Annotated in this window: 15 protein-coding genes; 4 read left to right on the top strand and 11 right to left on the bottom strand. The window is 44.8% G+C overall.

Annotated elements, in window-relative coordinates:
• Positions 1 to 130: 130 nt before the first annotated feature.
• Together C5695_RS20715 and C5695_RS18135 are read left to right on the top strand one after the other, a co-directional pair.
• The gene (locus tag C5695_RS20715; RefSeq protein WP_003214884.1) at positions 131 to 274 is read left to right on the top strand and encodes a YwzD family small protein; all 144 of its coding nucleotides are present in this window, start codon (positions 131 to 133) and stop codon (positions 272 to 274) included.
• Between the two features lie 115 nt (positions 275 to 389).
• The gene (locus C5695_RS18135; RefSeq protein ID WP_117732222.1) at positions 390 to 1,709 is read left to right on the top strand and encodes a UDP-glucose dehydrogenase family protein; all 1,320 of its coding nucleotides are present in this window, start codon (positions 390 to 392) and stop codon (positions 1,707 to 1,709) included.
• A gap of 39 nt (positions 1,710 to 1,748) precedes the next feature.
• On the opposite strand, the gene C5695_RS18130 is transcribed toward C5695_RS18135, so the two are convergent.
• From C5695_RS18130 to alsS, 5 genes are all read right to left on the bottom strand, one after another.
• Positions 1,749 to 2,282, bottom strand: a complete 534-nt coding sequence (locus C5695_RS18130) for a chromate efflux transporter ChrA (protein WP_117732219.1) — start codon at positions 2,280 to 2,282, stop codon at positions 1,749 to 1,751.
• Positions 2,282 to 2,863 (bottom strand): chromate efflux transporter ChrB, encoded by a 582-nt coding sequence (locus C5695_RS18125; RefSeq protein WP_117732217.1) that lies wholly within the window; start codon positions 2,861 to 2,863, stop codon positions 2,282 to 2,284. Before C5695_RS18125 ends, C5695_RS18130 begins: the two co-directional genes overlap by 1 nt.
• Before the next feature lie 16 nt (positions 2,864 to 2,879).
• Entirely contained in the window at positions 2,880 to 3,356 is a 477-nt protein-coding gene (locus C5695_RS18120) for a chromate efflux transcriptional regulator ChrS (RefSeq protein WP_041815982.1), read from the bottom strand.
• A 153-nt stretch (positions 3,357 to 3,509) separates the two neighbouring features.
• The gene (gene budA, locus C5695_RS18115; RefSeq protein ID WP_117732215.1) at positions 3,510 to 4,280 is read right to left on the bottom strand and encodes an acetolactate decarboxylase; all 771 of its coding nucleotides are present in this window, start codon (positions 4,278 to 4,280) and stop codon (positions 3,510 to 3,512) included.
• Positions 4,281 to 4,315: 35 nt separating this feature from the next.
• The gene (gene alsS / locus C5695_RS18110) at positions 4,316 to 6,016 is read right to left on the bottom strand and encodes an acetolactate synthase AlsS (RefSeq protein ID WP_117732214.1); all 1,701 of its coding nucleotides are present in this window, start codon (positions 6,014 to 6,016) and stop codon (positions 4,316 to 4,318) included.
• Positions 6,017 to 6,166: 150 nt separating this feature from the next.
• Here alsS and alsR point away from each other — a divergent pair, with 150 nt between their 5' ends.
• Positions 6,167 to 7,054, top strand: coding sequence for an acetoin biosynthesis transcriptional regulator AlsR (gene alsR, locus C5695_RS18105; protein ID WP_117732212.1), 888 nt, complete (start codon positions 6,167 to 6,169; stop codon positions 7,052 to 7,054).
• Positions 7,055 to 7,113: 59 nt separating this feature from the next.
• Complete coding sequence (locus C5695_RS18100; protein ID WP_148960145.1) at positions 7,114 to 7,731, top strand: flavin reductase family protein; 618 nt, start codon at positions 7,114 to 7,116, stop codon at positions 7,729 to 7,731.
• A 120-nt stretch (positions 7,732 to 7,851) separates the two neighbouring features.
• On the opposite strand, the gene rbsB is transcribed toward C5695_RS18100, so the two are convergent.
• From rbsB to C5695_RS18070, 6 genes are read right to left on the bottom strand one after another with little or no spacing between them, the layout of a single operon-like run.
• Complete coding sequence (rbsB, locus tag C5695_RS18095; protein WP_117732207.1) at positions 7,852 to 8,769, bottom strand: ribose ABC transporter substrate-binding protein RbsB; 918 nt, start codon at positions 8,767 to 8,769, stop codon at positions 7,852 to 7,854.
• A 13-nt stretch (positions 8,770 to 8,782) separates the two neighbouring features.
• Positions 8,783 to 9,736: a ribose ABC transporter permease RbsC gene (gene rbsC / locus C5695_RS18090; RefSeq protein ID WP_105927160.1), complete on the bottom strand. Its 954-nt coding sequence runs from the start codon at positions 9,734 to 9,736 to the stop codon at positions 8,783 to 8,785.
• A gap of 1 nt (position 9,737) precedes the next feature.
• Complete coding sequence (locus C5695_RS18085; RefSeq protein WP_117732205.1) at positions 9,738 to 11,219, bottom strand: sugar ABC transporter ATP-binding protein; 1,482 nt, start codon at positions 11,217 to 11,219, stop codon at positions 9,738 to 9,740.
• Between the two features lie 15 nt (positions 11,220 to 11,234).
• Positions 11,235 to 11,627 (bottom strand): D-ribose pyranase, encoded by a 393-nt coding sequence (gene rbsD, locus C5695_RS18080; protein ID WP_117732203.1) that lies wholly within the window; start codon positions 11,625 to 11,627, stop codon positions 11,235 to 11,237.
• Positions 11,624 to 12,502: a ribokinase gene (rbsK, locus tag C5695_RS18075; RefSeq protein WP_117732201.1), complete on the bottom strand. Its 879-nt coding sequence runs from the start codon at positions 12,500 to 12,502 to the stop codon at positions 11,624 to 11,626. The genes rbsD and rbsK overlap by 4 nt, the downstream gene beginning before the upstream one ends.
• Positions 12,499 to 13,485, bottom strand: coding sequence for a LacI family DNA-binding transcriptional regulator (locus C5695_RS18070; protein WP_117732199.1), 987 nt, complete (start codon positions 13,483 to 13,485; stop codon positions 12,499 to 12,501). The genes rbsK and C5695_RS18070 overlap by 4 nt, the downstream gene beginning before the upstream one ends.
• Positions 13,486 to 13,493 lie beyond the last annotated feature (8 nt).

Below are 13,493 nucleotides of genomic sequence, written 5' to 3'. Positions count from 1 at the left end.
GATTCATAAAAAAGTTTTTCATGAAAATGGTCATAAATTTCAAAAGCTGTCGAATGATGTATTAGAGTATTGCATAAACCAACCATACAGCATATAATATTGAAATTAGTGGAGTCGAAAGGATACAGACATGGATAATAAGGGTTTGAATCAAGAAGAGTTTTTAAAAATTTTAATGTACGCTCATGATATTGGTGAGAATTCAAATGATGTCACGACAAAAGAAATGCTTGAAAATCTGATTGCTCATATTCGAAATGGTCTTGTTTCATAAAAGTAGCCCCCTGCTAGTGATGGCAGGGGGTTTTTGTATGCTTTTATGAATGGAACGAAAGCTCCCGGCATACGATGGATTACAAGCATAAGGCGTATGGGGAGCTGATGGTGTCATGAATATTGCAATTGCAGGCTGTGGATATGTGGGGCTGGTCACGGGTGTATGTTTAGCGGAGGCAGGACACCATGTAGCGTGTATTGATATTGACCGGCAAAAAGTCATTCAACTGAAAAAAGGAAGTCCTCCGATGTATGAGCCCGGATTAAAAGAACTGCTGAACCGCAATCTTGAGCAAGGACGAATTCATTTTCACACGAATGGAGCAACAGCCTATCCTCGGGCTGATGTGTTAATGATCGCGGTTGGTACCCCGCAGCAGGCAGATGGCCAAGCTGATTTGCAATATGTGTTTCAGGCTGCAAAGGAGATGGGGACAAAAGCGAAAACGGGTGCAATTCTTGTAGTGAAAAGTACGGTGCCTGTCGGAACAGGTGATCAAATCGATCAGTTGATCCACCAAGAATTAGAACGGAAGGAGCCGTTATCTATTGCGTCTAATCCGGAATTTTTACGGGAAGGCTCTGCCATTTCAGATACTTTGAGGGCGGATCGGCTTGTTATTGGGGCTGAAACAAAAATCGTATTAGACCAGCTAGAGGAGATGTATGCTGATTTCCACCTGCCAGTGGTCAGAACAGACCGGAAAAGCGCAGAGATGATCAAATACGCATCAAATGCATTTCTTGCGACCAAAATCAGCTTCATGAATGAAATTGCCTCCATTTGCGAAAAAACTGGTGCTGACGTTGAATGGGTGGCGCAGGGAATGGGGCTTGACCAGCGGATCGGCTCTTCTTTTCTCAGGGCAGGAATTGGCTATGGAGGTTCCTGTTTTCCAAAGGATACAAATGCGCTGGTTCAAATCGCAGGGCACGTGTCCCACGACTTTGAGCTGCTAAAGGCTGTCATTAAAGTAAACAATGAGCAGCGATCTGGTTTTATCCGAAGCATTCAAGATCGCCTTGGTGCAAACCTTGAAGGGAAGAAAATAGCACTTCTTGGCTTGTCATTTAAACCGAATACAGATGATATGAGGGAGGCGCCGTCGGTTCCGATCGCTCATGCACTCCATCAATTAGGTGCGAAGCTTGTGGCTTATGATCCTGTTGCCACCCGGCATGCCGCTCGTAAATTGCCAGATCAAGTCTTGTTTGCTCAAACGATTGAAGAGGCGATAAAGGGTGCTGATGCGGTCTGTATATTGACAGAGTGGGCGGATATTCAGTCCTTTCCACTTTCAGCGTATCAAGATTTCATGAGGCAGCCGATCATTTTTGATGGCCGGAATTGTCATACGCTTGAAGCGGCAGCATTAGCTGAGGTTGAGTATCATTCTATTGGGCGCAGGCCTGTTTCTCCTATTTATATGTAACGAAATAAACCGATAACAGTGGAGTTATCGGTTTTTGCGTTAATGAGGCAGAATGAATCCGCCATATAAAAAGGCAGCCACAATGAGAAAGGCAGGGTGCAGTTTGAATTTGGTCATAAAGAAAAATGAAATGGCGGCAATGCCGAGCGATTGCGTCCAGCCAATGGCTTTCACTGCATCTCCGCCAATTTCCCATGTTAATAATAGCATCATCATCGCAATGACAGGCTGTACGGATAAGGTCATGCCTTTTACGACAGGGGATTGGCGAAAGCGGTCAATGAGCTTGAGCAATAAAATCAATCCAATGGCTGATGGCAGAACCGTTGCAAGCAGTGTCACGATCAAGCCAGGCCAGCCCATGACGTCATAGCCGACATACGCTGCGATTTTCGTCGCAATTGGCCCTGGCAGTGCGTTGGCTAGAGCAAGCATATTGGAAAAACCTTCGTTCGTCATCCAATGAAAATGGTTGACGATTTCTTCATAATTGAGCGGGATGGATGCAGGGCCTCCGCCATATCCTAATAGATTGGACAAGAAGAATGCCCAGAACAAAAAGAGAATCAGCATCAAGAAGACACTCCTTTCTCTTTATCTGTTCGATTCCAGCGTTGTTTCAGTTTGAAATGAAAAGCGCCATAGCATAAAAAGATGATCACAATGATTCCTGGGTGAATGGACAGCACCTGCAGCCCGATAAAGGCAAGAAGGAACAGAGTGATCCCGAAGATCATTCCGAAGCCTTTCAGCGTTTTTTGTCCAAACTCATATGCCATGATCCCGAGCAGGACGGCAATGACTGGTGTTACGGCGCCAATCATATTTTGTATGATTTGTGAGGAGCTTAAGACGCTGACAAGTGTGACGAGTGCCACCATAGCGAGACATGTCGGTAAGATATGAGCAGCTGTTGCGACAAGTGCGCCGAATACACCCTTCAATCGATAGCCAAGATATGCAGACATTTTGGTCGCGATCGGCCCTGGTAATGCATTGGCGATGGCGAGTGTTTCTCCAAACTCGTCATCATTGACCCATTGATATTTCACCACCGCTTCATGGCGAATGAGCGGTATGACGGAAGGACCTCCACCAAAACCGAGAATACCGGTTCGCACCATAGCGATGATGAGTTCGATATATGATTGCAAGTGCTTCAACTCCTGTCTACAATTTCATACCCATACGGCTTTTGTATCGTTTAATGAGCATTTGGCAGTCCACACTCACAACGCCTTCAAGCGGGTATAGCTTTTTTGTTAGGAATGTCTCCATTTCCTGTTCATTTTGAAAGATGCCATGCATATGCAGCTTGCTTGGCCCTGTCATATGATAAAGGCTTGTGACAGCTGTTTCCTGCTCAAGCTGAAGGGCTACGGCTTCTAAAAATTTCGGCTCCACTTCTACATTAAAGAAGACAGAGACATGAATGCCGATCTTGGCAGGGTTGATCACAGTGGTGAATCGTTCAATAACGCCAGCTTCAATCAGCTGCTGAATACGGGCTTGCACAGCAACACGTGAAAGACCAACTTGTTTCCCGAGATCTGTATAGGACATACGCCCGTCCTCATGTAATAGGGATAAAATTTGTTTATCTCGTTCGTCTAATGTTAAGTTCGGAATGCTATAGTCGTTTGACACCGTATAACCACCTTTCTTCTGTTGATATTTTAACATATTTCATTACGAATAGAATGAATGAATTTCAATTTACTAACGAAATGAAATGTAATGAAGTGATAAATATTCCTTTTGCATAAAAAAACACCCCGGAATCACCGGGATGTCTTTATTTTATTGATCTGGACTGCTTTCTGCACTGGCAATTTGCTGTGAAAGGTCAGCGCGATCAATGTCTGCTTGGAAGAATTCCTGCGTATTTGGCAGATGTAAATTCATATGACGCTTTTGAGAAATTCGAATGGTCACTTGATCAACAGTGTAATCAAATACGTGTCCGCCGACACTTCGATCGTCATCAATGAAATGAAGGTGATATCCACTTACTGCAATGCCATGTGCGTACTGCGGTGTACGGAAACCAGCGATCGTTCCTCGAATATCTTCAAAATCGAAGATGGGCTGTGACTTGACTGCTTCCACCATTGGAACGTAAGGTTTTTCCTGTTTTTCGACTGTACGTGTTTGAACCTTTTTGAATGATCCATCAATACGAATTGCATAAAACACATTCTTACTCGGTAAAATGCGGTCGATTTCTTCCTCTAGCTCTTTGGACGTCATAGGTGCATCGATTCGATGAACGATATCTGTTTCGAAGAATGCTAGAGAGCAAAATGGTGAGTAGTCTTGATCGGTAACCGGTGTCGCTGTTCCATCCGAGCGCAGTCGGTAGAATGCACCGTCAAAGCCGATCAGCTCTCCATCTAATTGATTGAATGTACCAATGCCAAAATCACCGTGTTCAGGTATATGCGCAAGAGAAAAATCTCCATCGTATACGGCTTCCAGTAAAGAGGTCATCGTCGATACTTGATAGACCTCCTGCTGTTTGTCGTGTTGTCTTCTGTCGTTCTGTTGATTCATTGGGTGCATCATACCCATATCCGCTCACTCCTTTGATGTAATGTATGGACATCTTATCTAACGTTCAATGTGTGTGTTTCACGAAAGACTTCAGGCCATTTTTGACTAGCGAGGTCTGGGTTGTCTTGATAGTCAATCGGAATATCAATAATGACGGGTCCTTCTATGTTTATACCCTTTTGAAGAACAGTTGAAAGCTCTTCAGGTGAGTTGACCCGTAATCCAGTCGCTCCAAAGCTTTCCGCATATTTCACTAAGTCGATCTGTCCGAATTCTACGCAGGATGTGCGGTCATATTTCATTTCCTGCTGGAACGCCACCATGTCGTATGTGCTGTCGTTCCAAACAAGGTGCACGAGATTTGTTTTCATGCGGACGGCTGTTTCTAACTCCATTGCAGAGAAGAGAAAACCACCATCACCTGAGACCGAAATGATCTTTTCATCTGGATTCAGTATGGAAGCCGCAATTGCCCACGGTAAGGCAACACCTAATGTTTGCATACCGTTACTCACTAGAAATGTGTTTGGCTCATAGACGCGGAAGTGACGAGACATCCAAATCGCGTGCGATCCGATATCACATGTTACTTTCGTGTCATCAGAAATCAGGCGTCTCAATGTATGAATGACATCAAGCGGATGAGAAAGATGGCTTTCTCTTTCTGGTGCTTGTTCCATGTCGCTTAACAGCTCCTGTAAATCAGTGACCCATTCTATTTTCTCTTTGCATAGAGAAAGTGGAACACTGTCATGGGCTAGATGGTTGACGGTTTCAGCTATATTGCCAACAAGCTCGAGTGTAGGCTCATAGAAATGATCAATATCTGCCTGCATGTCATCCACATGGATGATCTGGCGCTGCTTCGGCTGAATATTCCAATGCTTCGGATCATATTCAATTGGATCAAAGCCAATGGTCAAAAGGACATCTGCTTGTTCAATGAGAAGATCTCCCGGCTGATTTCGAAATAAACCGATTCTTCCTACATATTGAGACTCAAGCTCTCTTGAGAGAACGCCGGCTCCTTGGTACGTTTCAACAAATGGAATTCCAAGTGTTTTCAATAATGTTCTTGTAGCCTTTGCAGCAGCTGGACGACTGGCTTTCATTCCTACAATGGCAACAGGTAAGTGTGCATTTTGAATTTTGGCGATAGCCGAGCTGATGAGAGCATCCGGTGCAGGACCTAGTTCTGGAGAAGGGTGAGCAGACACTGGTGTTTGTGTGGTGTGTTCTGTCACGACATCTTGTGGAAAGCTGATAAATGCTGCTCCAGCCTGCCCCTTTTGTGCCGCGCGAAAAGCATTTGTTAAGGCTTCGGGTATATTATGAACGTCTTGTACTTCAACACTGTATTTTGTGACTGGTTTGAATAATGCCGCATTGTCGAGTGATTGATGTGTTCGTTTGAGCCGATCTGCACGAATGACGTTTCCAGCGATTGCGACAACAGGGTCACCTTCTGTATTGGCTGTTAATAGACCTGTTGCTAAATTAGATGCGCCAGGACCTGATGTGACGAGACAAACACCTGGTTTGCCAGTTAAACGGCCGACAGCAGCTGCCATAAAGGCTGCATTTTGCTCATGTCTGCATAGGACAAGCTCTGGACCTCTGTCTTTTAATACATCAAATACGGCGTCAATTTTTGCACCTGGGATCGCAAAAACATGGGTCACACCTTGAGCAATCAGCGTATCAACAATCAATTCTGCTCCTCGTCTTGTTAGGGGTTGTGCTTGAGAATTCATTTACCCCGCACTCCTTTCGGCAAGTAAAATTTTTTATGAAAATATATTTTCATGATATGATTTACTATACATTTCAAAATGGAAAATTTCCAATATATGTTTAACGTAGTTTTAATATGTTTCACGAATAAGTGTGTGAGGGGTGAAAGGATGGAACTGAGACATTTGCAGTATTTTGTCACAGTAGCGGAGGAGCTGCATTTTGGGAGAGCAGCCGCACGTTTGAATATGACACAGCCTCCACTTAGTCAGCAAATTAAGCAGTTTGAAGAAGAATTGGGGTTTCCTTTGTTTCACCGGTCGAAGCGAGTGGTGGAATTAACAGCTGCTGGAAAGGTCTTTTTACATGAGGTGCGGGGGGTGCTGCAACAGCTTGATAAAGCCGTTGATCATGCCAGGCATACAGCAAGAGGTGAGCTTGGGAAAATCATTATAGGGTTTGTTGGAACAGCGACGTATGATATTCTCCCGCCCGTTGTCCGTGAATTTAGAGAGCTGTATCCGTCTGTCAGCATTGAGCTGAAGCAACTTTCTGTTCCGCAGCAGCTAGGGGCGCTTTTAAACGGGGAGATTGATATCGGTTTTTTACATCCGACATCTCCGCATGAAGAACTGGTCAGTCGTTTGATGAAGCAAAGTGAATGTATTTTTGCAATTCCGAAAAACCATCCACTGGCGAAAAAAGACGCGGTCACGATCGAGGATATCCGTCACGAACCGATTATTTCTTTATCAAAGGAATCATGGCCGTCCCTTTATCAGCACTTTGTCCTGCTATGTGAAAAGTACGGGTTTTCTCCAAATATTGTGCAGGAAGCGGCGGAATATCAAATGGTCATTGGTCTTGTCACAGCTGGAGTCGGCATTGCAATCATTCCAAAATCAGCACGGCGTTTATTTAACTTAGATGTGGTGTATCGGTCCATTGAAGGAGAGCAGCTATTGGCGGAATGGACGATTTCTTATAGACGAGAAAACCATAATCCTGCATTGTTTCATCTTGTCCATCATATTCTCCATCGAACTGAGCCGGAGTAAGGGCAGAGAGAACGGGGTATGGTATGATGTCGTTACATAAAAGAGGAGGCGTGCTTGAAGTGATTACGTTACAAATGGATCAGCTGTCACGAAAAGAAGCATATAAAGTATTATCTGGCTCTATTGTTCCAAGACCGATTGCGTTTATTACGAGCCTTTCTAAAGAAGAGGTCGTCAATGCCGCACCATTTAGTTTCTTTAATGTCATCAGTGGTCATCCTCCGCTGATCGCTGTTTCTATCGGACGGCGTCAAGGAGAGATGAAAGATACAGCAAAACATATCATCGACAGGGAAGAGTTTGTGGTCCATGTGAGTGATGAAGCGATGATTGAAGATATTAATGAAACAGCTGCTACGCTGCCACAGGATGAGAGTGAGCTGGATCGAACCGGTCTTCATCAAGTAAAGAGCCATGTCGTTTCAGTGCCAGGGATCAAGGAAGCGCGCATTCGCTTTGAATGTCAGCTGGAAAAGCATCTCACCTTTCAAAATGACGAAGGGGAAATCACAGTCGATCATATCATTGGCCGTGTTGTATGTGCGCATTTAGATGAGACTGTTTATGATGCAGAAAAAGGGTATGTGTCTACTCACGAATTGAAGCCAGTCGCCCGTTTAGCAGGAAATGATTATGCCCATTTAGGAACGTCGTTTGTGCTAAAAAGACCAGAATAATAGGGAAAACCCATGCATTCGTTGTCAGATCTATGCTCGTCATCACGCTGAAAAGAAGACAAAGGGTTAAAGACCTTTATCAACAATAAGAACCCCCGAGGGAAGTCGGGGGTTTTCTGTTTATTTTTTTTGTTCTAGTTTCAGCGGAGCTGGGATGTTCTTTTCTACCTTTTTCCCTTTTAATACGTCGTTTGCAGCACCGACTGCCAGTTTCCCGATCAGCTCTGGCTGCTGGGCGACGGTTGCGGATAGTTTTCCTGCTTTGATCGAGTTGAGTGCATCCTCATTTCCGTCAAAGCCAACGACGAGAATGTCTTTCCCGGAGCTTTGGATCGCCTCTAGTGCGCCAAGTGCCATTTCATCATTGTGGGCAAAAACGGCTTTGATGTCGGGGTTTCCTTGAAGGAGGTTTTCCATGACGTTCAATCCTTTTGTCCGGTCGAAGTCAGCCGCTTGTTTTGCTGTCACTTTTAAATCTTTATCTGCTATTTGATGGAAGCCTTTTCCGCGCTCACGTGTTGCCGAAGCGCCTGGTACACCTTCTAGTTCAGCGACTTTTGCTCCCTTCCCAACCTTGTCGATGATAAAGTTGGCTGCCATTTCGCCGCCTTTGACGTTATCTGAGGCGACAAGAGCTTCGACCTTTCCGCTTTCTGCTGAGCGGTCTAACGTGATGACTGGAATATCAGAAGCATTCGCTGATTCGACAGCAGTTGAGATGGCAGATGAATCTGCTGGGTTGATGAGCAATGCATCGACCCCTTGCTGAATTAAATCTTCTACATCACTTGTTTGTTTCGCTGAATCGTTTTGTGCATCTGCAATGACGACTTCGATGCCAAGCTTTTTCGCTTCTTTCGTCACACCGTTTTTGAGAGAAACGAAGAATGGGTTGTTTAAGGTCGAGATCGACAGTCCGATTTTGATGTCTTTTTTATTCCCATCCTTTGTAGATTTGGCCCACTCTGGTGGTTCGAGCGAGCAGGCAGAAAGCATGAATAATGAGAGAATCAAAATGAGTATTACAAATTTTTTCATAGCAGCTGCCTCCTTAAGCAGATTTCTTTCTGTCTAGTAGGACTGCAATTAAGATGACAATCCCTTTCACAACAGATTGATAGAATGATGATACACCAAGTAAGTTCATCCCATTGTTCAGTACCCCGATGATGAGTACCCCGATCAGTGTGCCGACAATTCGTCCTCTTCCGCCAGACAGGCTTGTCCCGCCAAGTACAACAGCAGCAATCGCATCAAGCTCATACGACGTACCAGCTGTTGGTTGAGCAGAGTTTAGTCGAGAGGTTAAAATGGCCCCTGCTAAAGCAGACATGAAGCCCGCTAATGAATAAATCATGATTTTGACGCGTGGTACTTTAATGCCTGAGATAAGCGCCGCTTTTTCATTCCCGCCGATAGCATACGTTCTTCTGCCGAAAGGTGTTTTATGAAGCAGTACCCAAAGTACGATAAAGGTGAGAAGCATGGTGATCGCTGGAACAGGAATACCTAAGAAGTATCCGCGGCCGAATAACTGAAAGGCATAGTTAGAGCCGAGTCCTGTAATCGGGTTTCCGTCTGTATACACAAGTGTTAACCCTCTGAAAATCGTCATCGTGGCAAGTGTTGCGATAAAAGGAGCCATTTTTCCTTTTGTAATTAAAAGACCGTTAATCATCCCAAGAATGGCCCCAATAATACAGCCAACGATAATAGCTAAAATCGGGTCCATGCCAGACACGATAAATCCGGCAGTTAGGGCACTAGAAAGTGCTAAAATGGCACCGACAGACAAATCAATTCCTCCGGTTAAAATAACAAACGTCATTCCAAAGGCAATGAGGGCATTAATGGAGATTTGTCTCAGTAAGTTTAAGATGTTTAACGGCTCTAAAAAGGCCGGGTTTAAAATAGAAACGATGGCGACAAGGATGATGAGTCCTAGGAATGGCCCAAGTTTTTGCATGATGTGGTCAAATCGTCCATTTGAAGTAAGTGGTTTCATGTTACTTCCCTCCTGTAGCTAGTGTCATAATTCGTTCTTGTGTCGCTTCTGCTTTATTTAATTCTCCGCTGATGGTTCCTTCATGAATGACGAGCACTCGATCGCTCATCCCTAGAACTTCTGGGAGCTCAGAGGAGACCATTAGAATGGCAACACCTCGATCGGTCAGTTCATTCATTAACTGGTAGATTTCTCGTTTTGCTCCAACATCGACACCTCTTGTCGGTTCATCTAAAATCAAGACCTTTGGCTGGATGCCGATCCACTTGGCAATGACGACTTTTTGCTGATTTCCACCAGAGAGACTTCGGGCAGAGGTTTCAGAGGAAGCCGTTTTAATCGTCAGTCTTTTAATGAGCAGGTCAACAAAATCCTGTTCGTTTTTCTTATCAATCAGTCCCTTTGGAGAGAAGCTGTCCAAGTTTGGCAGACCAATGTTTTCCCGGATGGATGCATCCAGCATGAGTCCTTCATCCTTGCGATCCTCTGTAATAAAGCCGATACCGAGCTTCACGGCATCACTTGGTTTTTTAATGACAGCCTTTTTCCCATGGACCCAGATTTCACCTTGATCAAGAGGGTCAAGACCAAACAGCGCCCGCATCATTTCGGTTCTGCCAGCGCCCATTAAGCCTGCAACACCGACAATCTCTCCAGCTTTAACGGAGAAACTGACATCTTGAAATTGTCCTTTTCTTGCCGCTTGCTTGACCTCAAGGACAATATCTCCTGGAGAAGGCGTTCTTTCAGGATATCGATCTGTTAATTCACGACCGACCATTTTCTTGACGACTTCATGGAAATTCGTTTCAGGGATGGCTTTCGTATCGACCGTTTTCCCATCACGCATGATCGTAATCCGGTCGCAGATTGCAAAGATTTCTTCCATCCGGTGAGAAATATAGACGATGGACACGTCTTCTTTTTTGAGAGATTCAATGACCTGAAAGAGCTTTTCAATCTCACGGTCGGTGAGAGCGGCTGTTGGTTCATCCATGATGATGACCTTCGCATCGGTCATTAAGGCCTTTGCAATCTCAATCATCTGTTTTTGTCCAACAGAGCAGCTTCCTGCCTCTTGATCGAGCGAGAGGTTCACAGATAATCGGTCCAGCTGCGTTTGAGCGAGTTTCTTCATTTTCTTTGTGTCTAGCAGGCCAAGTTTTGTGTAGATTTCTTTCCCGATGAATAGGTTCTCTAAGACGGTCATATCCGGCCATATGTTGAGCTCTTGATGAATGAAGGCGATGCCGTTTTGTTCCGCTTCCTTTGGATTTTTGAAAGCGGTTTCTTTTCCGTCGATTTGAATCGTTCCTTGATCTAATGAATAAAGGCCTGTGAGCAGGTTCATTAAAGTCGATTTTCCCGCTCCATTTTCACCCATGAGCGCGTGGACCTCGCCAGTGGCGAGATCAAAGGAAACACCGGAAAGAACGGTGTTTTTTCCAAAGGCCTTATGGATATTATGCATCTCAATGTTCATATCTGGCTCCTCCTTTTAAAAGATGACACCGGCGTGCAGAATACAGTTTGCATATGGGGTGGCTTCACCCGTTCGAATGACTGCTTTTGCCTGTTTGGTCATGTCCTTGAAAGTCTCATGGTCTACATCATGTATTGATTGTGAGAACGCTTTCTTTAGAAATAGATAATCTCGTTCATTGGCTTCTTTGATTTCACTAGCCACGGTCATGTGTTCAACTGCCATTTCCTGAAGAAGGAGGGAGGTAACCTCCTGAAAGGATGGTGTGCCGATTGATAACGCCAAGTCGATTTTAATTGGACCATCGGGAATAGGGAGACCGCAGTCTGCAATGACGATTGTATCTGTATGACCAAGGTCAGCGAGTACCTTGGCGATATGACTGTTTAAGATACCGTTTTTTTTCATTTCTTTTTCTCCAATTCTTCTCTTGTTGGCATGCCGCCTTGTGCGCCGAACTTTGTGACAGACATGGATGCTGCAAGGTTGGCAAAGGCAAGCGCTTCATAGAGAGATTTACCCTCTGTTAAGGCAACAGCCAATGCTCCGTTAAAGGTATCGCCTGCTCCCGTTGTATCAACTGCTTCCACAGGAAAGCCTGGAACTAACACTTCTTTTAATCCATCAAAAAATCGGACGCCACTTTTTCCTTCTGTGATGAGTAATTTATTAGGGTATTGACGCAAGGCATCTTCAATGGGGCGTCCATCAAACATGAGAACAGCCTCGTGCTCATTTGGTGTAATGTAGGCGGCCTGTTCTAACACCTGCTGCGGTACTTTGCGGGCAGGCGCAGGATTTAAAATCAAAGGAATTTCTTTTTCGCTGCAAAGGGCGCAGACCGCTTCGACCGTTTCTTCAGGTATTTCCTGCTGAATGAGTACCATCCCAATATCCTCAATTGTAGAAAGGGCGTCTTTTACATAGTCAGGAGTGACCTCGTTATTTGCCCCTTTGACCACGACAATGCTGTTATCACCTTCTGCTAAAATGATATGAGCGGTGCCGCTTTCCATTTCGGTAACCGGTTTCATATATGAGGTGCGAACCCCTTGCTCTTGTAGATTGCTGACAATATCTTGACCATAAGCGTCATCACCAACTCGGCCGACCATGTATACATCTGCACCGAGTCTGGCACTTGCGACTGCTTGATTGGCTCCTTTTCCACCTGGGACAGTTTTAAATGATTCGCCTAACACTGTTTCACCGGCATTTGGCCGTTTATCCGATGTGACGACTAAATCCATTGAACAGCTTCCTACTACGACAATATGACTCATTGTGAATCCACCTTTCTTGTGGTCTCTCGTTCAATAAAAGAGACGGGCATTTGAATAACTGGTTGATCTATAGGTTGTTTCTGAATCGCTTTCATTAAAAGCTGTGCCGCTTCTTTTCCCATCTCATAGGCTGGCTGCCGAATGGTAGATAAGGAAGGGAAGAGCAGCTCACTTTGCGGGATATCATCAAATCCAATAATTTGAACATCTTCAGGAATCGCTTTTCCGAATCGAAGTGCCTCGTGTATGACGGCTGTTGCAACGATGTCATTGCTGGCAATGATGCCATCTGTTTCAGGGTACAGCTGAAACAGAGCCTTGGCGCTTTTACGGGCTTCTTGAAAAGAAAACGAAGCATTAGACATCACATGAAAGTCGACACCTTTTTCGGTCAGTACATCAAGAGCACCCTTGAATCGCTGCCTTGCTGTTTGAAGATGTGCAGGTCCTTTCAGCAGTGTGATCTGCCGGCTGCCGCGCCTGATTAATTCCATTGCCGCCATTTTTCCGCCAGCAGCAGCATCTGCAAACACAGAAGGTGCATGTGGAACGCTACGGTCTAAGAACACAACAGGTAAATCATCAGTATGGTATAGATCTGATTCAGGTTCGTTTGTGACAGCGATGACACCGACCACTTGATTTTGTTTAAAGGTTTGTAAGTATGCCATTTCCTTTTCACGGTCTTCATCACTGTTTCCGAATAATAAACGAAAACCATGCGCGTGAATTTCATCCTCGACGCCTCTAGCAAGCTGAGGGAAGAAGGGATTTGTGATATCAGGCAAAATCAAACCGATTAACCGGGACTCTCTTTTGAATAGGGACCTAGCCACTTCATTGGGAAAGTAATTCAGCTCCTGCATCGCTTGTGTTACGCGGGTTTTCGTATCTGCATGGACATATCCAGTATCGTTAAGAACGCGAGACACAGTGGCAACAGACACTTGTGCAGCTTTTGCAACATCTTTAATTGTAGCCAATGGTGTGC

The sequence above is a fragment of the Bacillus pumilus genome (genome assembly GCF_003431975.1).
In the GTDB taxonomy this organism is placed as follows: Bacteria; Bacillota; Bacilli; order Bacillales; family Bacillaceae; genus Bacillus; species Bacillus pumilus_N.
Note: the sequence above shows the minus strand (reverse complement) of the source record. Positions and strands in the feature narration are given on the sequence as shown.